Annotated in this window: 22 protein-coding genes; 6 read left to right on the top strand and 16 right to left on the bottom strand. The window is 41.0% G+C overall.

Annotated elements, in window-relative coordinates; all coding sequences use genetic code 11:
* Positions 1-186: 186 nt before the first annotated feature.
* Positions 187-468, bottom strand: a complete 282-nt coding sequence (locus E0D70_RS06980; RefSeq protein WP_133011552.1) for a hypothetical protein — start codon at positions 466-468, stop codon at positions 187-189.
* Between the two features lie 238 nt (positions 469-706).
* On the opposite strand from E0D70_RS06980, the gene E0D70_RS06975 reads away from it, so the two are divergent.
* Positions 707-1,498 carry a M90 family metallopeptidase gene (locus E0D70_RS06975; RefSeq protein WP_133011551.1) on the top strand — a complete coding sequence of 264 codons (792 nt, stop codon included), beginning with the start codon at positions 707-709 and terminating at the stop codon, positions 1,496-1,498.
* A gap of 76 nt (positions 1,499-1,574) precedes the next feature.
* Here E0D70_RS06975 and E0D70_RS06970 read toward each other — a convergent pair whose 3' ends face one another.
* Positions 1,575-2,045, bottom strand: coding sequence for a Dps family protein (locus tag E0D70_RS06970; RefSeq protein WP_133011550.1), 471 nt, complete (start codon positions 2,043-2,045; stop codon positions 1,575-1,577).
* A gap of 583 nt (positions 2,046-2,628) precedes the next feature.
* On the opposite strand from E0D70_RS06970, the gene E0D70_RS06965 reads away from it, so the two are divergent.
* The 4 genes from E0D70_RS06965 to E0D70_RS06950 all read left to right on the top strand — a co-directional run bounded on the left by E0D70_RS06965 (position 2,629) and on the right by E0D70_RS06950 (position 7,092).
* A complete protein-coding gene (locus E0D70_RS06965; protein ID WP_133011549.1) occupies positions 2,629-3,000 on the top strand; it encodes a glutathione S-transferase N-terminal domain-containing protein in 372 nt (123 codons plus the stop codon).
* A gap of 346 nt (positions 3,001-3,346) precedes the next feature.
* A complete protein-coding gene (locus tag E0D70_RS06960) occupies positions 3,347-4,654 on the top strand; it encodes a DEAD/DEAH box helicase (protein ID WP_133011548.1) in 1,308 nt (435 codons plus the stop codon).
* A 143-nt stretch (positions 4,655-4,797) separates the two neighbouring features.
* Positions 4,798-6,252 carry a phospholipase D-like domain-containing protein gene (locus E0D70_RS06955; RefSeq protein ID WP_133011547.1) on the top strand — a complete coding sequence of 485 codons (1,455 nt, stop codon included), beginning with the start codon at positions 4,798-4,800 and terminating at the stop codon, positions 6,250-6,252.
* 51 nt (positions 6,253-6,303) lie between these two features.
* Positions 6,304-7,092 carry an endonuclease/exonuclease/phosphatase family protein gene (locus E0D70_RS06950; RefSeq protein WP_133011546.1) on the top strand — a complete coding sequence of 263 codons (789 nt, stop codon included), beginning with the start codon at positions 6,304-6,306 and terminating at the stop codon, positions 7,090-7,092.
* A gap of 32 nt (positions 7,093-7,124) precedes the next feature.
* Here the strand turns inward: E0D70_RS06950 and E0D70_RS06945 are convergent, their stop codons facing one another.
* The 8 genes from E0D70_RS06945 to E0D70_RS06910 form a co-directional block, all read right to left on the bottom strand.
* Positions 7,125-7,817 carry a VIT1/CCC1 transporter family protein gene (locus E0D70_RS06945; protein ID WP_133011545.1) on the bottom strand — a complete coding sequence of 231 codons (693 nt, stop codon included), beginning with the start codon at positions 7,815-7,817 and terminating at the stop codon, positions 7,125-7,127.
* A gap of 88 nt (positions 7,818-7,905) precedes the next feature.
* Positions 7,906-10,452, bottom strand: a complete 2,547-nt coding sequence (glgP, locus tag E0D70_RS06940; RefSeq protein WP_133011544.1) for an alpha-glucan family phosphorylase — start codon at positions 10,450-10,452, stop codon at positions 7,906-7,908.
* A gap of 50 nt (positions 10,453-10,502) precedes the next feature.
* Positions 10,503-12,920 carry a phosphoenolpyruvate synthase gene (ppsA, locus tag E0D70_RS06935; RefSeq protein WP_133011543.1) on the bottom strand — a complete coding sequence of 806 codons (2,418 nt, stop codon included), beginning with the start codon at positions 12,918-12,920 and terminating at the stop codon, positions 10,503-10,505.
* 461 nt (positions 12,921-13,381) lie between these two features.
* Positions 13,382-14,338 (bottom strand): transcription termination factor Rho, encoded by a 957-nt coding sequence (gene rho, locus E0D70_RS06930; RefSeq protein ID WP_133011542.1) that lies wholly within the window; start codon positions 14,336-14,338, stop codon positions 13,382-13,384.
* A gap of 173 nt (positions 14,339-14,511) precedes the next feature.
* Positions 14,512-15,213 carry a pseudouridine synthase gene (locus E0D70_RS06925; protein WP_133011541.1) on the bottom strand — a complete coding sequence of 234 codons (702 nt, stop codon included), beginning with the start codon at positions 15,211-15,213 and terminating at the stop codon, positions 14,512-14,514.
* A 91-nt stretch (positions 15,214-15,304) separates the two neighbouring features.
* Positions 15,305-15,673: a SpoIIAA family protein gene (locus E0D70_RS06920; protein WP_207923228.1), complete on the bottom strand. Its 369-nt coding sequence runs from the start codon at positions 15,671-15,673 to the stop codon at positions 15,305-15,307.
* Positions 15,674-15,736: 63 nt separating this feature from the next.
* Positions 15,737-16,090, bottom strand: coding sequence for a YkgJ family cysteine cluster protein (locus E0D70_RS06915; protein WP_133011540.1), 354 nt, complete (start codon positions 16,088-16,090; stop codon positions 15,737-15,739).
* Between the two features lie 142 nt (positions 16,091-16,232).
* Positions 16,233-16,835 (bottom strand): class I SAM-dependent DNA methyltransferase, encoded by a 603-nt coding sequence (locus E0D70_RS06910; protein WP_133011539.1) that lies wholly within the window; start codon positions 16,833-16,835, stop codon positions 16,233-16,235.
* 213 nt (positions 16,836-17,048) lie between these two features.
* On the opposite strand from E0D70_RS06910, the gene E0D70_RS06905 reads away from it, so the two are divergent.
* Complete coding sequence (locus tag E0D70_RS06905; RefSeq protein WP_133011538.1) at positions 17,049-18,929, top strand: methyl-accepting chemotaxis protein; 1,881 nt, start codon at positions 17,049-17,051, stop codon at positions 18,927-18,929.
* 66 nt (positions 18,930-18,995) lie between these two features.
* On the opposite strand, the gene E0D70_RS06900 is transcribed toward E0D70_RS06905, so the two are convergent.
* The 6 genes from E0D70_RS06900 to E0D70_RS06875 form a co-directional block, all read right to left on the bottom strand.
* On the bottom strand, positions 18,996-19,424 hold the full coding sequence (locus E0D70_RS06900; RefSeq protein ID WP_133011537.1) for a CBS domain-containing protein: 429 nt from the start codon (positions 19,422-19,424) through the stop codon (positions 18,996-18,998).
* A gap of 312 nt (positions 19,425-19,736) precedes the next feature.
* Positions 19,737-21,014, bottom strand: a complete 1,278-nt coding sequence (eno, locus tag E0D70_RS06895; RefSeq protein ID WP_133011536.1) for a phosphopyruvate hydratase — start codon at positions 21,012-21,014, stop codon at positions 19,737-19,739.
* A 374-nt stretch (positions 21,015-21,388) separates the two neighbouring features.
* Positions 21,389-22,078: a haloacid dehalogenase type II gene (locus E0D70_RS06890; RefSeq protein ID WP_207923227.1), complete on the bottom strand. Its 690-nt coding sequence runs from the start codon at positions 22,076-22,078 to the stop codon at positions 21,389-21,391.
* A gap of 182 nt (positions 22,079-22,260) precedes the next feature.
* Entirely contained in the window at positions 22,261-23,202 is a 942-nt protein-coding gene (locus E0D70_RS06885; protein ID WP_165942880.1) for an N-acetylmuramoyl-L-alanine amidase-like domain-containing protein, read from the bottom strand.
* Positions 23,203-23,480: 278 nt separating this feature from the next.
* Positions 23,481-24,308 carry a 5'-nucleotidase, lipoprotein e(P4) family gene (locus E0D70_RS06880; protein ID WP_133011534.1) on the bottom strand — a complete coding sequence of 276 codons (828 nt, stop codon included), beginning with the start codon at positions 24,306-24,308 and terminating at the stop codon, positions 23,481-23,483.
* Positions 24,309-24,465: 157 nt separating this feature from the next.
* The gene (locus E0D70_RS06875; RefSeq protein WP_133011533.1) at positions 24,466-25,860 is read right to left on the bottom strand and encodes a GGDEF domain-containing protein; all 1,395 of its coding nucleotides are present in this window, start codon (positions 25,858-25,860) and stop codon (positions 24,466-24,468) included.
* Positions 25,861-25,899: the final 39 nt, after the last annotated feature.

Here is a 25,899-nt window from a genome sequence, read left to right as displayed (position 1 = left end):
GCGAATTCAACAATTTGTTGAAACGAAGGGTACACCCGAGCGAAGGTAGTAAGCTATGGTAAGCAAAAAGGATTCATAAAATAAACACATTTCTATGGTATACATCAGAAAAACGCAAAACAACGAGCTTAACATTTCCTCGTTTCAGAAGTGTATTCGCTGTTTCGCTTCAATATCCAACTCAAATTAAAGTACTGTTACACCAGCGACTTCCGTCACACTTTTTGCATCGGCTCTTTCAATAATTTTAACGAGCACCGATTGAATGGTTTCATCTTCACGCACATCTGTTTCAGCGGAGAACCTCTGCTCTTGTGGCTCATCGCCCTCTTCCATCGTGAAGCTAATCGCGACTTCTGTTGCTAGCTCTTTTGATGCACCAAAGTACTCTAGTGAAATCGCAGGGTATCCTTTGAAGCCCTTTTTTACTTGTTTAGCGATACGTTTTTTCGCTTTATCCACGTGCATGTTGAACCCTTATGGTGAAAATTTAAAATAACTTTTGGCAAGTTAACATTTTGTCTGCCCTAAACAACAAACACTTTTCTCAAATATTTCTCTTGAACCATCAAGACAGTTTAATCTTCTCGATTCAATCACTGAATAGCAACAAAATTTAGGATGAATTGCGTATTAAATAAAACGCACTGCCTTTAATATAAAAAAAGAGTATTTTCATTTGAATCTAACCTATTAGGGAACGCCAATGTTTGATCAGATAACCCACTGGTGGGAAGACAAGAAAATTGAAAAAATCGACATAACCCCTGCGCAATGGGAGGCCGCTATAGACGGCTGGCACGTAATGGAACGCTATCAAGGAGAAGAGCGCGACGCCTTACGGCAATTAACCATGCGTTTTCTAGTCCATAAATCCATCTCTCCCGGAGGGGATGCTGAAATAACCGATGAGATGTGTTTGCGCCTTGCAACAATGGCGTGCGTGCCTATCCTAAATTTAGGGCTAAACTGGTACGATCATTGGAGTACGATTATTCTTTATAAGGGTGATTTTGTCCCTAATAGACCCTATCAAAGCGAAGATGGTGTCGTACATAGCCAAGCACCAGGATTAAGCGGTGAAGCATGGTTACGCGGGCCCCTAATACTGTCATGGGAATCGATTTGTGAAACAGGCGCACACGCCAGACATGGCCACGCAAGTAACGTGGTTATCCATGAATTTGCCCATAAACTGGACATGCTACGCGATGGCGCTAACGGAGCACCACCAATGCATCCAGACATGCGCCCTGGAGAATGGCATGATGCTTTCACGAATGCTTGGGAACGCCTATCAATTGATTGGCAACACCATCGGCCATTACCACTAGACGAATATGCTCTTACCAATCCCGCAGAGTTTTTCGCAGTGTGCAGCGAAACTTTCTTCGAAGCACCTCATAGAATGAAAAAACATATGCCTGAAGTCTACCGACTACTGTGTCAATTTTACCGACAAACCCCAGACCTCAAAGAGTCAAAAGAAAATACTTAGCCTAGCAAACACCGTGAACATAAAGCAGCCAGTAACTGGATAAAATGATTAGAGATAGTTACTGGCCTAATACTGGCTAAGCTTGCGTTGCTCTCAACATCCACGCAGTTTTCTCATGTATACGCATACGATCAGAGACCAATGACGCAGAAGATTCATCCTCTGCTTCTTGGGCAATTTTCAACACACTCCGAGCCGTTCTAATGACTTGCTCATGACCTTTCGTTAAAATTTTCACCATATCAGTAGACGCTGGTACACCGTCTACTTCTTTAATAGAAGCAAGCTTTGCAAATTCTTTGTAGGTACCTGGTGCAGGAACATCTAAGGTACGAATACGCTCGGCGATATCATCCACCGCAGTCGCCAATTCTTGATATTGCTCTTCAAACATTAAGTGCAACTCACGGAACTGAAGACCCGTCACGTTCCAATGAAAATTATGAGTCTGTAAATACAAGGTATAAGAATCTGCCAAAAGGCGTTTTAATCCCTCTGAAATTTCAGATCGGTTTTCTTTATTAATACCAATATTAATATCTGTCATGTTATTACCTCATTGTTAACATCGTGAGATAGCGCTTATTCAATACGTGAATTAAAAACAATCTTCCGTTTTAGAAACAACGCATTCCACGATAAAATGTATTTGTTAAAATGACGCATGAACCCTATCTCTCTTTTGAGTCATTGGCGATTACAAGATCAAAACCTACTCCATTTTTGCTCAGTCTATCAACAAAAAGACCAAACACAATTTGAACCGCCCTAAGGCTTCATACGCGATACGACACAGTCAATCCGTGTGGCATGTTTATATTATTACAGGAACAAAGAGGACTTTGAAATGGGTTAACTTGTAGCAAATGAGGAGATAACAGCAAATAAACTGACAGCATGACTTAAGACAATTACCAAGCATAACTACGTCATAACCAAGCCATGAAACCACTAAAGTCATCTGACATCACTGGTCTGATGCAACAATTCAAAACCCCGCCGAAATACGAAGCAAGCAATATCTTAAAAAAACATTCGCTTCTAGCTCTTATACAATTGATACTTTACCGCTAGAATGAGCGAAAATTGATATCATTCCTATTTATTAAGAGGGCAAACAAGCAACCCATATGAAAATACTTATTAGTCTAATTCGTAACCTGCTAGGTGCCATCATCGCGACCATTGACCTGATAACGCGTGGAACAAAGCTAAAACGCACACCTGAAAAGCAACAGCAAGTTAACGAAGAAGTGCAGCACCTAACCCTTTACCAGTTTTTTGCCTGTCCTTTCTGCATCAAAACTCGCCGAGCTATGTACAAGTTAAACTTACCAATCAAAACTCGCAGCGCGTCAGAAGGCTCTCCTTACCGTAAAGAGCTTCAAGAAGGCGGCGGCACAATAAAAGTACCTTGTTTGCGTATTGAGAAAGAAGGGCAAGTAGAATGGATGTACGAATCTTCAGATATTATTCGCTACTTAGAAAAACGTTTCGCCTAGCACTAGCTTAAAAGGCATAACACGAAAGACTCCGAACAATGATCAAATAAAAATGGCCTGTAAACCTCTGGCTTCCAGTAGACATAGGCCATTTTTTTCTCTCGTAGATCTAACAAATCAAGAAATGATTCGCGCGAAATTGCAGCAACTCATCGCAAAGCATTCATCATCTATTACATTCATTTTTTAGAGCGCTCAACGTAAACATGGCAACGCTTTCTTAGCGCTATGATTTAACGATGTTCAAACAATGAGAAAGTCGCATTTTTTATCATATTCGAGCAACGGTCGATGGCTTTTACGTTATACTGCGCACTACTATCCTTATGATATCTGCTGAGCCTTTATGCCATTTTCAAAACTTGGGTTATCTTCCCCTCTTGTAAAAGCCACAAAACAATTGGGTTACAGAACCCCAACAGAAATTCAGAGACAAGCCATTCCCGTTATTCTTGCCGGTAAAGACTTAGTTGCCACGTCTCAAACTGGTACCGGTAAAACAGCGGCGTTTGTTCTACCGATTCTAGAAAAACTGAATAAAGAACGTACCTTACGCGGCAAACGTGTACACGCATTGATCCTGACACCAACACGTGAATTATCCGTGCAGGTAGAAGCCAACATTGCCCTGTATAGCAAAAATTTAGCACTTACCTCTATGGCCGTTTACGGTGGTGTCGATATCGAGCCACAAAAACAGCGCTTAATTGAAGGTGTTGATATTCTGGTAGCAACCCCAGGTCGATTGCTTGATTTAGCTCATCAACGTGCAGTGCACTTTGATGAGCTTGAAATCTTAGTATTAGATGAGGCCGATCGAATGATCGATATGGGCTTCTCAGATGACCTGTATAAAATACTAGATCGCCTACCTCAACATCGTCAAAACCTATTCTTCTCTGCGACAATAACAGACAGTGTACGCTCACTTTCTTATGATTTTGCTGACAGCAAAGTCAGTGAAGCTGCGACAGAAATAAAAATTTCGCCACGAACAAAGACAGCACCAACGATCAAACAATGGTTAATCACGGTCGATAAAGACACTAAATCAGCATTGCTTAGCCATTTGATCAAAGAATACGAATGGGATCAGGCGCTGATTTTCATCGAGAAAAAACACGGTGCTGCCAAACTAGTGGCCCAACTTGCCAAGCGTGGCATAGTAGCAGACTCCATTCATGGTGATAGAAGCCAAGCAATGCGTGAAAAAATTCTGGCTGACTTCAAATCTGGTAAATTAAAATACTTAGTCGCAACTGGCGTTGCCGCTCGTGGTATCGACATTGGCGATCTAAGCCGTGTGGTTAACTACGATTTGCCGTTTAAACCAGAAGAGTACGTTCACCGTATTGGACGAACGGGCCGTGCTGGCGCCGAAGGTGAAGCAATTTCTTTTGTTGCTATGGGTGACTTTAAAAACCTATGCGCAATCGAAAGCCGTTTGAAACACATTATTGAACGTGAAGAAATTGACGAATTCCCTGTCCGTAAAACAGTGCCTGTTTCAGTATTGAATTTTGTTCGTAAGAGCAAAGCACCTGAACGTAAAGGTCCATCAAAACCAAGAAACAATACCAAGCCAAAAGACGCATCAAAAATCAAACACGAAGCGCCTCGAAAATCATCAGTTAAGAAAAATACTGACAAGTAATACATAAAAGAAGAGGCGGAGTTTAAGAAAGCAAATTTCTTAAACTCCAAATCAGACCGCGCAATGAAAAGATGTACACTCCTCTTATTGGATATAAAATACTCTCTTTCACATAACGTCTAAATCAGCATAAGGTGTGGTTTATGCAAATAATTGAAACATTGCTTGAATGGGTTTGCATCCATTGGGTTACCATCGTTGTTTTTTTGCATATCAGTTTCTCTTTCATCACATCGATACATGTTCTTTTATTCAAAGAAAATGAACGTACATCCCTAGCTTGGATCGGTCTTGTAATCTTCTCCCCTTTCGTGGGTAGCCTATTTTATTGGCTATTTGGAATAAATCGAATCAAGCGCTTAGCGCAAAAAAAGCACCCTCAAACGCTTAAACAAGATTTTTTTCACCAAAAAAAATGCATTAAATTTCATCAGATACCAAAATACTGGCATTCGTCCATCATCGCAGGACATGCAATCCACCCTGTCAATTTTGTTGAAGGTAACAATGTTGAGCCGCTCATCAATGGTGATATAGCCTACCCTGCGATGATCGAATCCATTCATTCTGCAAAACATTACGTTGTTCTATCGAGTTATATATTTGATTACGATTCCCTTGGCCAACAATTTGTTGATGCGTTAGCAAAAGCGCATCAACGAGGTGTCATTGTGAAGGTATTACTAGATGGTATTGGTGTTGGGTATAGCTGGCACAAATCAGACAGAGCCTTAAAAAAGCGCGGCGTCACAACGGCCCGTTTTTTACCCGCCATTTCACTTACTGGCTTTCGTTTTATCAATTTAAGAAACCACAGAAAAATACTCTGTATTGATGGTGAAGAAGCTTATATTGGTGGAATGAACGTCAGTAAAGACAATGTGGTTAAATCTTCTGCACACCCTATTGATGACGTTCAATTTAAAGTCACTGGCCCCGCGATTGACCAAATTAGTCAGGTCTTTATAGAAGATTGGTTCTTTGCTACCGGTGAACTGATTAAATTCCCTCACTTTGACCCAAAGACATCTAAACAAATAAACGGTCATAACGTGGTTGCTCGTGTCGTTCAGGATGGCCCTGATGAACACCATAATAGAATACGCTGGACACTAATTAACGCCTTAGTTTGCGCCCAACATAGCGTAAAAATAATGACGCCTTATTTTATTCCTGATCAAACATTGATGACCTCTCTGCATGCGGCGGCATTGCGTGGCGTATCCGTCGAAATCATTGTTCCTGAGCACAGCAATATTCCCTTTGTAGACTGGGTGATGGAAGCAAATTTCCCAAGAATAGCAGAGCACGGTATAAAAATTTACAAAAACAAAAGACCGTTTGATCACAGTAAAATTGTCATTATTGATGATGTTTGGTCATTCATAGGCTCTACCAACTGGGATGCCAGAAGCCTAGAATTCAATTTTGAAATCAATCTAGAATGCTTTGATACCAAGCTCAATGCGCAGCTAACAGAAATGTTTACCTCAAAAAAACACAATGCTGATTTAGTTATTAGAGATGAAATGAATAATTTACCAACCTACAAAAAAATTCGTAATAACTTGTTTCGTTTATTTTCGCCCTATCTGTAATATAAGGGATAGCATCATGCCGTCAAACGCTTTATTAAAGGCTGATATTTAATGATAAAAAAACGTTATAGCAAAGTTGAATCGCTAAAGTTTATGGGCAGTGCCTCAAAACAGGTGCTCGGACCCAATATCGAAATATTGCTGTGGAATGTATTCAAATGCAAAAAAAAGGGATGGTTGAAAGATTTTACCTCTCTCATTCAAGATAAAGATTTGATTCTTTTACAAGAAGCCATTTTAAACTCGCCCTTTGATAACCTTTTCCACAAATCGTCACAACATCAGTGGATTATGGCGAGTAGTTTTAGAAACGTAAAAACCAACATCGAGACCGGAGTCAAAACGGGATCAACCGTTGCAGCAAAACAACAGTATTTTTCAGTATCAACCTATGGTGAACCTATTACACAAACCAAAAAAATGCTGCTGGCGGCCGAGTATCCACTGTTTAATTTTGAAACACTGGCCCCAGGACAAACCTTGCTCGTGGTCAATGCTCATGTTATCAACTTTGTTTCTATCGAGAAGTTCAGAGCGCATCTCGACCAAGTATTTCAGACACTGAAGCATCATGCTGGGCCGGTATTATTGGCAGGAGATTTTAATACATGGAATGGTAAAAGATTAAAATATTTTAATAAGCTCGCTGTATCATTTTCATTAGAAAAAGTAGACATGATTCGCCAGCCAAGACTCAATCATTTATTTCGACACCTTGACCATATTTACTATCGTGGATTAGAAGTAACTGATTCGTTCGTACATACAGAGATTCACTCTTCAGACCACTATCCAATCAGTTTATCAATACGCACATTAGCACCGCCACTTATGACATAAACCTGTTTTTCCTGTGCATGAAAAACAAACAATCAACTCATAGCAGCATCAAAAGCAAAGCCTACTAAGGCTGTTACTGACATCGCCAATGCCCCCCAAAAACTCACTCTAGCGATTCCAATCACCATTTTTGCACCACTCAAATACGTTGATATAGCGCCTAAGATGGCCAGGAAAAATAGTGATAATACGCTTATAACAAATGATAAATTGTTTGCGTGATAAAAATAGGTGGTGAGTAAGGGCAATAGCGCACCAAGCGTAAAACTTAGGGCCGATACCAATGCCGCGGTGACTGGTTTGGCTGACGTCTGTTCTGATATACCGATGTCATCTCGGGCATGAGCACCAAGAGCATCACGAGACATCAGCTGTTCCGCTACTTGTCGCGACAAACTTGGCTCAACACCACGCCGTTGATATATTTCAGCCAGTTCGCTCACTTCGGACTCATAATCAGCTTTAAGGGATTGCTGCTCTAACAAAAGATCCGACTTCTCTGTATCAGCCTGAGTACAAACCGATACATATTCACCAGCCGCCATCGAGATAGCACCTGCCACCAGAGCCGCTGTACCAGCGACCATGATGGAGAGGTGTGTGGAGTTTGCCGCTGCTACCCCAATAATAAGACTTGAGGTGGAGACTATTCCATCATTAGCCCCAAGTACTGCGGCCCTTAACCAACCAACGCGATTTTGTCGATGGGGCTGCAAATGAGGCATTTGATTAGATTCCTTTTTATCGTTCTAGCGTTACATCGCCACCAAGCATCGTATAACGTAAAATACTTGGTGACATTACCTCCATGAATTAATGCTCCCACACAATATGATTCACTTCTAAAGGCGTCGAAAAACCCTCTCGATGAGGAATTATTCGCAAAGTGTATTCAGATAACGCTTGCCGTTCAGGCACTGTTAGTCGATACAAATGAGCCCCCATTTTGTCATCAGGCACATCCATACATTCCATTAATTCTCGTATTTCATCACCGCCGTCAATACCATTAGCATAAAGTTCAACGCTCACATCATGCGGCGCTAAACCATTGAGCAGTACAGTGGCGGCAAATATAAACTGTTCGCCCTCCTGTCTTGCAGTAATCCCGTCCACACGTAACCCAGCCCACTGCTGTTCAATAGTTTGCTGCCAGTCTGCAATCTGTTTTGCCACTTTGCCATTATCAGCTGAGCGGGCTTTAAAAGCCTCAGCGGCCGGAAGGTAGCGTTGTTCGGTATATTCACGTACGACACGGTTAGTTGAAAACTGTGGCGTTAGACGGGCCATACTTTCACGCATTCGTGTTGTCCATTCAACGGGGATTCCATTGCTATCTCGCTGGTAAAATTCCGGTATGACTTCCTGCTCAAGCAAGTCATAAAGTGCTTCTGCCTCCTGCGCATCCCAGGCAGGATCATTACCGTGCTCTTGACCATCCCCCAATGCCCAACCGATATCTGGACTGTAGGCTTCAGCCCACCAGCCATCGAGCTCAGACAAATTAATAGCGCCGTTTACTAACACTTTCATACCGCTCGTTCCACTTGCTTCCCAAGGACGCTGCGGGGTGTTTAACCATACATCAACCCCTGCCACCAAATGTCCACTTAATAGCATGTCGTAGTCACTAAGAAAGATGACATGCTGACGAACTTGAGGTTGGCGAATGAATTGCACCCACTGCTTGATTAACGCCTGACCTGCCAGATCTGCTGGGTGAGCTTTCCCAGCCATAATAAGCTGCACAGGACGTTCTGGATTAGTCAATATTTTCAGTAACCGAGCAGGATCGTGTAACAATAAGTTAGGACGTTTATAAGTGGCAAAACGCCTAGCAAAGCCTAACGTTAGAACCTTGGGATCAAACAGATGTTGCGCCTCTTCTATTTCTGTCTGCGGTGCCCCTGATGCTGCCATCTGACGAACTAGATGTTCTCGTACATAAGTAACAAACGTTTGACTAGCAGCGGTTCGGAAGTTCCATAGTTCTGTATTTGAGATCGCTCTAATGGATTTTTCAAGATGATCTGTGGCGCCAAGCCAACGATCTTTACCGCAAAATTTAGTCCAGAGTTCATCCGCGCTAGCAGAATCCCAACTCGGTGTATGTACACCGTTAGTGACATGACCAATAGGAATTTCGTTTAACGGCCAACGCGGAAATAATGGTGCAAATAATCGTCGACTAACCTCGCCATGGAGTGCACTCACGCCATTCACGGCCACACTACCTCGAACCGCCAGATAGGCCATATTGAAATCATCGGTCAAATGGTTTGGCGCTTCCTGCCCTAGCGCTAACAAATCATTCGTTGATATACCCAACTCTACGTTGGCGTATTTGCCTAACCACTGTTCGATTAGAGCAGGTGGAAAACGGTCGAAACCGGCCTCTACCGCAGTATGAGTTGTAAAAACATTTCCGGCTCGGGTTGCGACAAGCGCTGCCGCAAAAGGTAGCCCTGTTTTATGCATAAAACAGCGAGCTCGTTCTAAGATGGCAAATGCCGCATGCCCTTCATTCAAATGGCAAACTTCTGGCTCAATCCCAAGCGCTTCAAGCAAGCGCCAACCACCAATCCCCAACACTAACTCTTGCATTAATCGTAAATCTGCACTGCCGCCATAAAGCTCACTGGTGATAGCACGAAACGGCGCATAGTTTGCGGTGTCATTACTGTCTAGCAAGTATAGTTTTGTTCTGCCCACCTGAACTTGCCAGGCTCGCAGCCAAATCGGATGCCCAGGTAGATCAAGCTTTATGCGTAACCATTCTCCATTAGCGTGACGCAAAGGTGACACAGGTAATTGTCCCGGATCATTGTAAGGATACACCGCCTTTTGACTGCCATCGTTATCAATGAGTTGACGAAAATACCCTTGCTGATAAAGCAAACCGACACCAACGACTGGCACACCTAAATCATTGGCGGCTTTCAGCTGATCTCCCGCTACATTACCTAAACCGCCTGAGTAGATTGGCAGAGCATCGCTCAGCATAAACTCCATACTGAAGTAAGCCACCGTATTAAGAGCTGATTTCGGATGATTTTTCTGAAACCAACCCGGTGTCTTTGCGGATTCTCGCTTCTTTTTAATCAATTCATCAAGTTGTGTACGATAAGCAGAGTCAGCCAACAGAGTACTAATTTGGTCACGCGATACGGTTTGCAATAACCCCCACGGATTATGCGTTAATTCCCAAAGTTCAGGATCAAGCTGCCTCCAGATATCATCGGTAGCATGATTCCATGAACAACGTAAATCGAGCGCCAGCTCTGCCAACAAATCAAATCCTTCAAGATCTCTTGGAAAAAGAGCCGTAAGGGGCGAGCTGCTAGGGGTTTGTTTGTCCATATTATTTCCTATTAAAATCTGTTGAAGACATTGTCTATCTAGGCTCGCACCTAAAGGGATGACGTTTTTTCAAGCTCAACGACTTGTCGAATCGTTTTAAGTACCGTATCCGGACTGAGACTGATTGAATCGATACCAATTTTCACTAAGTACTCTGCAATCTCTGGATAATCCGAAGGCGCTTGACCGCAAATACCTGAATGCCTGTTGTTACGTCGAGCACCATCAACCGCTAGCTTGATCATTTTTTTAACACCCGCATCACGCTCGTCAAAATCAAACGCAACAATTTCTGAATCGCGGTCTACGCCTAAGGTAAGTTGAGTCAAATCATTTGAACCAATTGAAAAACCATCAAACAGTTTAGAAAACTCATCGATCAAGATGACATTGTTAGGGATTTCACACATCACATAGATTTCTAAACCGTTTTCTCCCTGCTTAAGGCCATTTTTATCCATCACCGCCAATACTTTTTCACCTTCATCGATACGACGGCAAAAAGGGATCATAAGAATGACATTATCAAAGCCCATTTCATCACGCACTCGCTTCATTGCAGCACACTCTAAAGCAAAACCTTCTGCATAAGCGGGATGACTGTAACGTGCAGCACCACGAAAACCGATCATTGGATTAGACTCGACCGGCTCAAAAGGCTTACCGCCTAATAACGTCGCGTATTCATTACTTTTAAAGTCACTCATGCGTACAACGCAAGGCTTTGGGTACACTGCAGCGGCGATGGTAGCGACGCCCTCAGAAAGCGTTTTGACAAAAAAGTCTACAGGGTCTGCAAAGGCGCTGCTGAGTGTTGCAATGGACTGACGTGTTTTCTCATCCAATTTTTCAGGGTGAACAAGTGCCATCGGGTGGGTTTTGATGTATTCATTAATGATGAATTCCATACGAGCCAGGCCGATACCGTCTACTGGTAACGAGGCAAGTCCAAAGGCTTGATCAGGATTGGCTAAGTTCATCATGATTTTAGTTTTCGGGTGCGACAAGTTGCTCAAATCGGTTTCTTCAATATTGAATTCGAGGATGCCATCATAAACTCGACCGATTTCGCCTTCGGCACAACTCACTGTGATTTCAGTGCCGTCAGACAATATATCAGCACCATTGTCGCTGCCTACGATGGCAGGAATACCCAATTCACGAGAAACAATAGCAGCATGACAGGTTCGACCACCATGATTCGTCACAATCGCTGCCGCGGTCTTCATTACAGGTTCCCAATCTGGTGTAGTGGTATCGGTTACTAGCACTTCACCTGGTTGGAATTTACTTAAATTTTTCACATCGTTGATCACGCGAACTTTACCCGCGCCAATTCCAGTGCCAACTGCCTGACCTTGAGTCAGAACAGTCGAACGACTTTTAAGATGATAAATTTTTAATACGTTGCCAGACTTTTGAGACTCCACGGTTTCAGGCCTTGCTTGTACCATATAGATATGACCATCGAGACCGTCTTTCGCCCACTCCATATCCATGGGTTTATGCTGGCCTCTCTGTTTTGAATAGTGATTTTCTACCTTAATAGCATAGTCAGCGAGCACCATCACATCGTCATCTGAGATAGAAAAACGGCTCTGTTCATCTGCGCTCGTATCAACATTACGAGTATACTCAACGGCAATGCTGTCAGTGTTGAGAGTATCGGTAAAAATCATTTTTTGTTCTTTTTTACCTAATCGACGCTTAAGCACGGCCCTAAAGCCTTTTCCGAAAGTGGGCTTATGTACATAAAAGCTATCTGGATCTATGGTGCCTTGCACAATATTTTCACCCAAACCTAGGGCCGCATTAATGAAAACAACATCTTTAAAACCAGTCTCAGTATCTAATGAAAACATCACACCACTTGCACCGATATCGCTACGCACCATTTTCATGATGACAACACACAAATCTACTTTAAAATAATCGAATTTGTTGTCGTACTTGTAATGAATAGAACGGTCGGTGAAATTAGATACTAGGCAGCGAAGATAAGCATCAAGCAAGGCTTCATCACTGCTGATATTTAGATAAGTGTCGTTTTGTCCAGCAAATGAAGCTTCTGGGGAATCTTCTGCTGTAGCAGAAGAACGTACAGCCAGAGAGACATCATCACCATACTGCAATTTAAGTTTGTCATAATATGCGATGATCTCAGTCTGAAGATCCTGAGGTAACTTACAGGCCGCTACAATCGCTCTTGCCTTGGCTCCACGAGCTTGCAAATCCTTAACATTGTCTGGATTAAGACCATCAAGCACATCATGCAACTCTACCCATGCGTTGTTAGCATCAAGTACTTTGCGATATGCCTCAGCTGTAACAGCAAATCCATTGGGTACTCGTACACCTTGTGCAGTAAGTTGTTGATACATTTCACCAAGTGAAGCGTTTTTTCCGCCCACCTGAGCCACATCGTCTATACCAATTTCTTCGAACCAGCGAATGTATTTATTTGACATGTAATCACCTATTAATGAATTGAATTAGCGATTTTTTTGCAAGCATTACCATAAAAATATTCACTGAGCATAAACTCAGAAATTGAAGTTTTCAGTGCTCTAACGAACAGATAAAAACAAAACATTTATTTTTACAAAAACCTGTGTCATAGACCAAACAGCCTCATCTCTTTTCTTTAGCAATGATGACCAAGGAGATAAAAGAGTCTGAGTCGACGATGAAAATAGAATCGTCGATAACTGTGTCAAATATGATAAGAGCGTTATTAGGCGAGACAGCAATTTTTGGGTAAATAAGGAAGTGTGGTTATTGAGCTATTAGGAGAGAAACGTCGAAAAAGACAATCATGGCGTTGTAAAATGCCCTGTTATAATCAGGCGGGAGATTGAAATAATGCATGGGATACTATTATAGCGGTGGATCAAAACAAACACTCAGTTTCTTAGTCCACCGCTATTACTTACGTTGGCGTGAAAGCCTTTAATAACTCAGCATTAGTAGGATATTCTTCTAACAGATCAACTAATTTCTGAGCACCATCCACAGGTTGAAGATGTGTAAGTGATCGACGTAAACCTATGACTTTTCCTATTTCTTTTGAGTCAATAAGAAGCTCTTCACGACGCGTACTGCTTTTGGCAATGTCTATTGCAGGGAATATACGATGGCTTGCAACTTCCCTTGATAATACAATTTCCATATTACCAGTGCCTTTGAATTCCTCAAAAATCACCTGATCCATACGACTGCCAGTATCTACAAGAATGGTTGCTAAAATCGTCAAGGATCCACCATTCTCGATTTTTCTAGCCGCACCAAACAGTTTTCGTGGTATTTCTAATGCCCTTGCATCCACGCCACCCGACATCGTTCGACCACTACTCTTTCTCTCTGCATTATGCACTCGTGACAACCTAGTCAGAGAGTCAATCACTATCATCACATCGTGACCTTCGCCGGCTTGTGCACGAGCAATATCAAGAAGATTATCGGCCACACGAACATGCTGAGTATAACTGTCATCCGAAGAAGACGCGTGTACCTCTGCAGGCACACTACGCTTAAAATCTGTTACCTCTTCTGGACGCTCATCAATCAGTAAGGCATAGAGTTTTATCTCTGGATAAGCTTTTCCCACTGCCTGACAAATATGTTTTAGTATCGTCGTTTTACCTGACCCCGGTGGTGCGACAATCAAGCCACGCTGCCCCATCCCGATGGGAGTAATTAAATCCATCGCACGAACAGAACGCTCATTAGAGCCGGACTCCAAACAAATTCTTGGAGAAGGATGAATAACAACACCGTTTAAAAATCGCTTCTGTGGGTCATTAGGAAACAAGTCCTCAACCACCTCTTCTACAGGATTGAGATCTTTGGCTCGCTTTCCTTTCAAACTTAGTATTTTTCTCGTCATAATATTATTTAAGGCTCTATAAAATTAAATATCTTATTTATTTATGATCGTTTGATGAGCACTGAAGAATAACCCCTCTTCCGTTAAACATAGGAAGTGAATTAAAAGATTTACTGCTCTTTAAAAAAATATAGTCTCTTTATTGCTCCTTCAATTTCTAACAATAAAGAAAGTTACTGACTAAAAGACTGCACTTCATCATTGGTCAAATAGCGCCATTGACCCACTTCAACATCAAGTGAAATGCTTCCGATCTGCTCTCGATGAAGTGACATCACGCGATTCCCTACGGCGGCGAACATTCGCTTTACCTGATGAAACCTACCTTCTGTGATGGTCAATAACACTTCTGTTGGTGTAATCACATCCAATATCGCAGGTAGCGTTAATTGCGATTCACCTTGCAGCTGAATCCCTTGCTTAAAGCGATATGTAATCTCTTCGACTCGCTCTGTAGATAACGCTTGAGAAAGCGTCACTCGATACAGCTTACGGCACTCTTTAGCAGGTAAGGTGAGATTAAAAGACCAACGACCATCATCGGTAATCAAAACCAACCCAGTAGTATCAGCGTCTAAACGCCCTGCTATATGTAACTCTGAAACGTTATCAAGCTCTAAATAATTGAATAGAGACGGATAGACTTCATCAATATTCGAACAGACAGTACCGGCTGGTTTATGCATCATAATATAGCAAAAATCACGAGTTTTCAGCTTAACACCGTTTAATATTATCGCATTATTCTCATGCACCTGGGTCGCTTCATTCGTTATAACCTTACTATTAACACTCACTTGACCGAGCTGAATGCGTTGGATTGCTTCACTTTTTGTTAACTCAGTACTTTTACAAACGAACTTATCAAGGCGCATGATGAATAATATTCAGAATATGAGGAAATATGACAGGCATTATTCTAACCGATAACGATGAGTGATTTGATGATAATAGCCTTAACATTGCTTATGTCGCTTTAAGATACTGAACAGCCTGCCCTTGCTCTTCAAGAGTAAAGCATTTCATTTGAATGCTACTGAAAATCTTGCCTTCAAAATTCACAATCTGCTCTATCCACTTTTTATCCGTTAAAATTGCCACTTTTAGTATATTAGACATACCAACGTCAAAAATGTATTTGAACTCTTCCATCATAGCTGCGATTTCAACGCCCTCGAAAGAGTTAATTTTTTCATAAATAACAATTTGTCCATGGCGTTCAATTTTGTCTTTCGCTTCACTAAGGACGATATCCATATCACTTTCTGTTATTTTTCCTGACATTTGAAATGCAAGGGCGTTATCAATTCCGATCTCTATTATTTCTAGCATCATTTCCCCCTACTACTCGTTATGAAAAGGCCTTATAAGTAAGGCTAAAATTCTGCGTTTACGTCTCTACACGAGTACTTGTCGTGTGGTCGCGATGTAGTGATGAACCTGACCTTCTATCTTTGGATCCACCATTTCTTCTGGACGACGGTCATTTGGGCAAGCCATACGAGGTGTTGTGCCAAATAATCGACAAATCAACGGACGCTCATCATACACAGTACAGCCATTAGGCCCTAAGTGTACGCAAGTCAGCTCTTCTAATGCAGCATCGTGTTCAGCGTCCGTTTTTACTGGTAGACGAGACATTTCTTCCGAAGACGTTGTTACTGGACCACAGCAATCATGACAGCCATCTACACATTTAAACGATGGAATATTCTCTCGCAGTCGTACAATGATGTTTCGGTTACTATTCATTCATATCTACCTTTTCCACAATTCATTAGCCTTACTTTATACCTAATTGACGATAAATTAATCACTTTTACACACCCTCGGATTACGATCACACGTCAAAATTGAACCCTCAAACTATGACCTAAAAATATATAACATAAGGTTATTTTTTAGCCGTCAGTAAAAAAACCGAAAAATCTCCATGCGGTTTATGCACCACACTTGCATCTATTACTTCAACATCTCGAAAACAAGCTTGTTTCGCTGCATTGGCAATAAGCTCACGATCAAAACCTGAATGGAAAACACCGGTGTCTTCCGTATGAAAACTTCCATCTTCTTTATCAAGGTCAGATATCGCGATGATTCCACCATCATTTAATAATGAATAAAATTTAACAAACATCGCTTCGATATCTTTCACATGATGCATCGTCATTGAAGATAGGATGCCATCAAACTTATCCGTAATATCTGTTGATACTAAGTCAATTTCCAGAATATCAATGTCACAAGCAAGGCTTGCTTGCTTTGTCACTAACTGCTCATTCATTGCTCTAGAAATGTCGATTGCGGTTACTTTTCTTACAAAAGGCGCAATACGTTCTAGCAGTAAACCTGTACCCGAACCAAAGTCCATAACATGCATTTCACGGTCAAGATTTACGTTATTAATAACCGCATTAGCAATACGGTCAACATTCGATACTCTATGTTTATTTTTCTCATAATTGCTGGCTTGCTTCTCAAACAAATCTTTACTCATTATTAGTACCTATTTTTTGAATTATTTACCAAGAATAGAGTCTCTTCTTTAGCAGATATGTGTATCTATGCCATAAAGCAAGTCTATTCTATCATGCTATAATAAAACCTATATTTCATTGGATGAAACCGATTGTCAGCATATTCACTGGCATTATTAGTCAGATTAGACTTAGCTTTTTTAGTTTAGCCATTTGGCTATTAAGGAATGTAAATGAGTGCAAAAGTAAAAATTGTATCCTCAATAGGTGCGATGTTTTTGATGGTCATTTTAATAGTGACATTAACCAGCTTTTTTAACTTCAAATCCGCATCTACGAATAATTATAAAGCATCGTTGAATGATAATTCATTCTTAATTGGCAACGCCATCGAACAGAAAATGAGTCGGTATTTTGATTCTCTTAATATCGTTTCTGATAAAATATCTATCAATGCTGATGGTAGTGTTAACCTAGAAAGTTTAAAAAACGAATTAGGAGATATTGAAAATAGATTAGGTGTTCTAGCCGTCTATGTTGGTCTAAAAAGTGGTGTCACCTATTTGCCAAGTGGTGAGATTTCAAATTTTAATGCAAAATCATTAGATAGAGAATGGTACAAAAGAGTCTTTTCTGGTGAGAAAAATATCATTACAAAGCCCTATACCAGTAGTGCCGGAAACCTAGTAATGGCCTTGGCGATTCCAGTCATAAGAAATAATGAAATCGTCGCGGTATTAGCTGCGAACCTAGCCGTTGATGATCTAACCAAATACATTGCAACGCTTTCTGATAACAATCAGCTATGGGTAACAAGAGAAGATGGCTTTATTTTAGCGGGTAAAGATCCTAAATACATAGGAAAGAACCTTTTTGAATTAAGACCTAGCTACTCTCAATACAAAGACGAAATATCTACCCATCACACCTATGATCTTGAAGGTGAACAATATTTTGTAGCCCACTCTAAAATCCCATCGAACAACTGGTCAGTATGGTCTTGGGATAGCATGGCGAATATCAATCAAGCTTCTAATGACAATTTAGTAGAAAGCTTAATTACTGCAATTGTACTAATACTCATTTCTCTTTATGTCTCGTATTTTCTGATTATGAAATTAATTTATCGTCCAATTGGGGGAGAACCAACAGAAATTGAAGATATTGTAAAACGCATTTCTGATGGTGATTTATCCATTCAACGATCATCAGATGGAACGGAAACTGGCATCTATTCCTCTGTGCTCACAATGGTTGATAATCTCAAAGCCAGCATGTTAAACATTAATGAAGCGGCAGAACAGCTACATTCCTCTTCTAGAGAAATAAGTACTGCCGCTCAATCTATTAGTGCTAGCTCTAGTGAACAAATGAATCAGCTAGAAAATTCAAGTACCAGCATGGAAGAAATGACAACAACGGTTGAAGATGTTGCTCGTAATGCTTTAGACGCATCAGTGGCGGCTCGTGAAGCTCATGATTCATCTGGGTTGGGATTAACCATTGTTACTGAAATGAATAACAATATTCAGGTTCTTGTTCAAGGCATCCAAGACGTTGTTGTCGTTACCAATAAACTCGAGGCTGAGACTCAAAGTATTGGCAGCATTTTAGAGGTTATTAATAGTATTTCTGAACAGACTAATTTACTTGCTTTAAACGCAGCAATAGAAGCAGCAAGAGCAGGCGAACATGGTCGTGGTTTTGCCGTTGTCGCAGATGAAGTTCGAAACTTAGCAAACAGAACGAAAGAAAGTACCGGCGAGATTCAAAACATGATTCATCGCCTTCAGGAAGAAGCGAAGAGATCAGTTTCCATGATGGAGCAGAATGTTATTGATGCTCAAAATACATCAGAGAAATCATCGAGTGCCGCCAACGCTTTAGGTTCGATACAAACTTCTATTGTTTCGATACAAAACCAAAATGATCAGATCGCGACAGCAGCAGAAGAACAAACTCACGTATCCACTGAAATCAGTCAAAGTGTGTTTGATATCTACAATAAAGCAAAAGAAAACTTTAATAATTCAAAAGAGAATGATGGAAGATCTAAAAGGTTAGCTGAAATAGCCGCTAGCTTGAAAAAAACGGTAGGTTTTTTCAAGCTATAACTACGTTAAGATAAACGATTTAGGCTCAGATAAAGATGAAACAGGATATTTCATCCTGAGCCTAAATTATGGCGTGGTTACTGGCCTACTTTTCGGACGTTTAATCGCTCCCAAGATGTCTCTCCAGCTTAATATTCCAACAGGAAAATTATTGCTATCTACAACAGGAATGCAAGATAAGTTGTGTTCCAAAAATAACTCTATAGCGTCATGTACACTTCTATGCTGCTCTATGTAGACGGGCTTTCTACTCATAATTTGATGAGCTTTTTTATTCAATGTTACCGTATCACTAAGCTTTTCTGCGACGGTTCCCAATTGAGGACTTAATACTTTCAGTAAGTCTCTATCAGAAACCACACCTAATAATTTTCCATTCTCAACCACTAACAAATGATGAAATTTTGTATTTGAAAACATGTCATTTACAACAGCTAACTTGTCATCAAGTCCAATGGTCGTAACTGGTGAAGACATAATTGCTTTAACACTCACTGTATACTCCTGATCAAACCTAACACCGCATTAGTAGCAAAATGAAAGGCCTGCTTAATGTAATTTAATAATCAATATTACACTTCGGGATCTGAAAAAACACGATCAATAATACCGCTCATCCTCTACTAGTGGATCTAGAAGCAATCATCACTACCTTCTACCTTCTACCTTCTACCTTGAAAAATGCTAATTGGATCATTTTAGGCCAGTCCATTGGAAAAAATATTGGAGCTATAATTAACGCTAACGCTCTTTCACCTAGCTCCGATATCTAGAATACCAACAGTATTTTTATGCCTATACGCAGCACTACTTCCAATAATACAAAGCATCTTCCCCAAGCTCTTGTTCAATTTCTAATAAACGATTGTATTTTGCGATTCGTTCACTGCGGCTTGCAGAACCACTTTTTAAATGTCCGCCATCCATAGCAACAGCAAAGTCTGCCAAGAAAGTGTCCTCTGTTTCACCAGAACGATGGGAGATAAAATAGCGCCACCCAGCATCTCGGCACATGCGCACCGCTTCAATAGATTCTGTCACTGTGCCTATTTGATTCAATTTGATTAACGCTGAATTTGCTTCTCGCTGCTCTATCCCACGACGAATGTACTTAGTATTAGTAACAAATAGATCATCACCAACCACTTCTATCTTATCTCCAAGGCGGGCAGTGAAGCGTTTAAACCCTTCAAAGTCACGTTCAGCTAGAGGGTCTTCCCACAATATAATGGGATACTTTTTCACCCACTCTTCCGCCATTGCAATAAGGCCTTCACTATTCATTTGGCCTTTGCCAGACCACTTAAGGTCATAGGAGCCACTCATATCGGTAGAAAACGAATTAGCCGCACTGTCTACCGCAATAGCGATATCAACTCCAGGCTTGTAACCCGCCTTCTCAATCGCTTGAATTATGGTCTCGATTGCATCTTCATTACTATCTAGATCTGGTGCAAAACCCCCTTCATCACCCACACTAGTTGCCAAACCACGGTCTTTTAGAATGCCCTTAAGAACATGAAAGGTTTCTGCCACATAACGCAAACCTTCTCGAAAATTAGGCGCGCCAATGGGAACCGCCATAAATTCTTGAATATCAACATTGTTGTCAGAATGCTCTCCGCCATTAATAATATTCATACAAGGAACAACTAAACGCCTCGCCCCCGTGCCACCTAAATATTGATAAAGAGGAATGTTAGATGATAGAGCAGCCGCCCGAGCAACCGCCATAGAAATGCCCAAAATCGCATTAGCACCAAGATTAGACTTATTAGGCGTACCGTCCAGTGCGATCATCGTACGATCCACTAAAGCTTGTTTAAACGGATCCATACCGAGCAAAGCAGGGGCAAGTTTATCATTTACATTCGCAACAGCCTGCAAAACACCTTTACCTGCGTAACGTGCTTTATCGCCATCACGTAGTTCGATGGCTTCATTTTCGCCCGTACTTGCACCAGAAGGAACGGATGCGACCGATGTTGTACCATCACTCAGCTCAACAAATACGCGAACGGTTGGATTGCCGCGGGAATCTAGTATTTCCATGGCTTGTATATTAGATATGGTAACTGACTTCATTTCTTACCCCTATTGTAGCTTTAAGCTACCGGCATAACGCCTTGTTGAGCGCCATAAAATAGTTGGCAAAATGTACAAAAAACGAAGCGCAGCCAACTGTTATGCCCCCGTTTAGGTAACTTACTATGTGTTATTTTCAATGTTTCTTTTTGATAGTCGAAACGACAAAAGGATTGCTTAACGCTGATTACTGGCTGACAGGCTATGACATAATTGATAGCCATACGTGCGAAGAGGTAAGTTTTTCATAGAAATGCGGTTGTCTATATACGCGTTAAAATAACCACTGGTCACCTCTTAACCAACAACACTTTATAATAGTGCCATGGTTTAAAAAGTGACTTATATCAACGCTAGACTTTTAAACTGTTTATTTACACTTTTCTTTCGATGATTTTATCAACAATATTACCCATCGTTGTCGCCATGATATCTGGCTGTCTATATAACGGGTGATAAATAGCCTGTGATCGAGCGATATAGGCCGCTTTCATACCAACAGACAGTGCTCCATGAGTGTCCCAATCGTGAGTAGCGACTAACCGCAATGATTCAAGCGGTTGGTTTAATTGCTGTGCAGCAAACTGATAGGCTGCAGGATCTGGCTTAAAACTGCCAGTTTTCTCGACGGATATAATCTCGTCGAAATACTCAGACAAGCCTGAATTTTTCATTTGAGTCGAAATCAGGCCGAGTGAAGAATTTGAAAAGGCGACCGTACGATAACCAGCAGAACGTAATCGACTAAGAGCTGGCTTGATATCATCATGAGCAGGAAGACTAGCAAAGCCACTCAGAATATCTTCACGGACCGCCCTAGATAATGCGATCCCCCTACGAGCAGCAATGGATTCAAGCATGACACCAGCTAATGTTGCAAAGTCCGTTTTGACACCAGTCACAACACAGACCGTTGAAGAATGTAAAAGCATAGAAAACCACACAGCCATCGCACTTTGATCACCAAAGGCTGCTATAAACTTAGACTTTAACGTACTGAGGTCCAGTACTGTTTCATTGATATCGAATAATATTGTCTGTTTGTTCATTGTCTTTTTATTCATCGTTATTTCTCGTCGCATTATTTAGTAAACGATACATTTATTGGCTATACCAACGATTGTGGACTCTTTCCTAAAAAATACACCCTCGCCATATGAATCTTCACCATATGAATCAAAGCCAGACCCATTAACACTGTAATATTGGTTGTCTTTATCCTCTACAAAATTATGTCGCCGCTAACTTAAAAAGTGGGCAATTGGACGTTAAAGCCCTTCAAGGAAGAACCTTCTAAATAACGTGAGAAATAGTGAACAAACTCTTGATCTACAACTTTTCCCATTATTAAGCTCGCGTTTCGAATATACAGGCGACCATGCTTACGAATTGCGATGGCTTGATGCGTAATGTTCATATTGGTTCCTATCCATCGTTTCACATTGTAATTTGGCCTTACCATGCTAATAACGCTGCCTGTTGGAATACGGTTCAATAAGGCTTGATTGATCGTTGAATAGGTTAGACGCTGCTGTAATACAGAAGAACGAGCAACTTGGTCTTGCAGAAAGATAGCCGACAGTGGAATATACGGTGTGCTCACCGACTCAGGCTTAAGGCTTCTGCCTTCTTTTTTTAAGGCGATAAGCAGCGTTTTTTTAGATTCTGGCGTCGCTGTTATATTCTGTATCCGATTCAGCGCCATACGCTGATACCAAGCCTTTTTATCGATAATGGTGTTTGCTAAGGCTGTCTGTGTGCCGCCTATTTGCTGGGTAATGTCTTTCAACATCCAATGATTATTCGGAATCCAGTCGACACTGGGGAAGTGATTACGAGTAACAAAAGACACCTGACCATGGTCATAACGAATTTTTAGCAGGTTAGGAACAAAATCATTGGCTGATTGAGACATTGCACCAGCCAACACCGTCTCTACGTAAGTTGTACAATCAAATTCATTAAAACGCCATAAAGGGTCTTTATCATATTTACCATTAATACCTTCCCCTAGATTACCATCCACATAGGGGGCGCCTAGCAAGGTAGCACTAAGGCGTTCGATCTTTTGTGCCGTGCTTATTGAATGCGCTTGGTTGGCTTCTATCACCCTATCAAAACTTGCTTGACGATTTTCTGAAGGCACTGTCATGTTCGCTTGAGACGGTGCTGACATCGTCGTAAGCAAGCAGTAACACCCTATGAGATTGATCTTTTTAAACATACGTCCACTACGATAGGATTGGAGTTCCAAGCCTATCGTAAAAAGTCTTTCATGGGAGCCAGCTTTACAGTTTTTTCTAAACCTGAACTTTCTAAACCTGAATGATGCTAATACTCGACACCTTCTCTGTATTTATGATTCTTTACGCGAGTTTATTTACATCAAATTAAACATTGCAGCACAACAAAAAAAGACCGATCAAAGATCGGCCTTTCTATGCATTTTTAAGAAGTGTTATGGGATTATTTTTTTGGTTGCCAAGCATGAAGATGAGCTTTACGCATAGCATCTTTTTCCGCAGCAGACGCACCCCAATTATTATTATAAACTTTTCCTTCCCAATCACCGTAGGCTGGGTTTGGTAACAGGATAAATTTAGTACCAAATAATGCCTTATCTTTTTCGACTGCAGCATAACTTTCTTTTAGACTCTTAGTTTTAAAGTCTTTAGAAAAATCATTCAGGTTGTCGCCCATGAATAATGCAATATCATAATGCTCTGCTACTTTTAGGCGACGAGGTTCTTTATCGCTCGTCGTTGTTTTCAGCATCAAATGCGCATCATCAACATCAGGAAAACCAAGTTCTTTTAGGTTTTTGCGCGTACCTTCCAAACCACTCATTTTACGGTTAGTAATATAGAATACTTCCGCACCATGTTTCACCGCATAATTTAAGAAATCAACAGCACCCGGCAAAGCGGTTGCTTCTGCAGAAGCCATCCACTCTCCCCATGTTTTACTGGAGTAGCTTTCATTTCTGCCCACTAACCAAGATTCATAAGCGCTGTTGCTAATGATTGTTTCATCAGCATCGACCACGATTGCAATTTTTTTATCGCCTTTATGAGTACTTGCATAACTATCAAAACGCATTTTCGCTAAATTAAATGCTTGATAAGACATTCCTCTAAATTCAGCGGAAGCTTGCATCCATAAGTTGGACATGACCAACTGTTCATTCAAATTTTTCGTAGTGTACGAAGCGTCATCTGCCCATGCTGGTAAAGAAACACTTCCCACCAATATAGCGGTAGAGACAAGTAGTGTACGTAATCTAGTCGGAACCATTTCCAAACTCCTTTAAGTGAATAAGCTAAAACAAGGACTTACTAAGCAACCTAATCCCATTTCTTAATTGTCCATGTGTCATTATCATTACAAGATTTTAACCACTAGGTCAAAAATTTTACGATAACTTTAAACTTCAATATGAAATTCATCCCTACTACGAGAAAGTCACCCGATTGCGGCCCGAGCTTTTAGAAAGATAAAGCGCACTGTCGGCCAATCTTAATGCATGATCAACGCCCTCTTTGTCGCTTACGTGAGCGCAACCAATAGAGGTCGTAATATGACCATGTTTTTCTGTATAGTCTGGTACTACGATTTCTTCAACTGCTCTACGAATACTGTCCGCAACTATTGAGGCTTCTTCTTTGGTCATTTCACTTAAATAAAGTGAAAACTCTTCACCTCCTAAGCGACAGATCAAATCCTCTTCACGGACAAATTTATTCAATATTCGAGCAAATTCGATTAATATCTTGTCACCCATTTCGTGACCAGCTGTGTCATTCACTTTCTTAAAATGATCAATGTCTATCATTAGCAGCCAAGACGTCAAAGGCGCGACTAACTCACGATCTTCTTCCAGTTTCTGAGCCGCCATCTCCATAAAGAAGCGCCTATTAGGTAACTGAGTCAATTCATCCGTCATTGCAGAATGATGCAACATTTGTTCCATTTCGCGGCGCTTACTGTCTACTTTTTCTTGCATAATGGCACTCACCACCACAAGCAGAGCAATAAACCAGCAAATTGATACAACGTAAATACCAAAGATACTGTTTTGACTAGAGTTCACTAACGAACGGATCACCATATAACCGATCAACAAAGGCACAAAATACCCAAGTAATATTTGGATACGGGCAATCTTACCGCCTATATAAGGTGACAATAATGCCCTCAATCCGCCTTTATCGGCTGTTACCGCCAATGTACCAATACAAAGCAAAACACCGAGAGTAGTAGAAAGGAGTGACATGGAGCCATAAAACGCGGTTAAACCATAAGCATACCCAGTTATGGATATTAGCGGGAAACATAACGCGGTAAAGGAAAGCAACTGGGAAATAAGAGGAAACTTAAAAATATAAGACAAATGAGACAGTGCTAAAAGCAGCAACATAAACGCAGTATTAACGCCAACTGAATTGCTTTTACCAAGTAATAAGTCACGGTCTACTATTGATTGGAATGGCACTAGGGTCGTGGTGAATGGAATGCCACTGGCACCCTCTACAATATATAAAGTGCAGAGAACAGTCGCAACTAGACCCAATAGTACAGGCATTTTTTTGCTGATGACTCGGTTACTCATTTCAATACTTAACGCCACCAGCACGACTATCGTGGCAGTCAATGGATTGGTAGCAGGTCCGTTAACAATAGGCCGATATAAATACTCAAGGTTAAAGGCATAACCAACCAGAACTAACAGTCCTAATAACATAGTAATTAGCCCAATCGGTTGGCCTATTCCTATAATAAAACGACTCAAATTTGAATGCTTGATTTGCTCGCCATTCAGGTAATCATTGGCATCTGAAAGTGGCATTACAATGGCCTCTTTATACTATTTGACGTTAATTTTATT

The organism is Marinomonas flavescens (genome assembly GCF_004352835.1).
Taxonomy (GTDB): Bacteria; Pseudomonadota; Gammaproteobacteria; order Pseudomonadales; family Marinomonadaceae; genus Marinomonas; species Marinomonas flavescens.
This window is presented reverse-complemented; position numbering and strand designations above follow the sequence as displayed.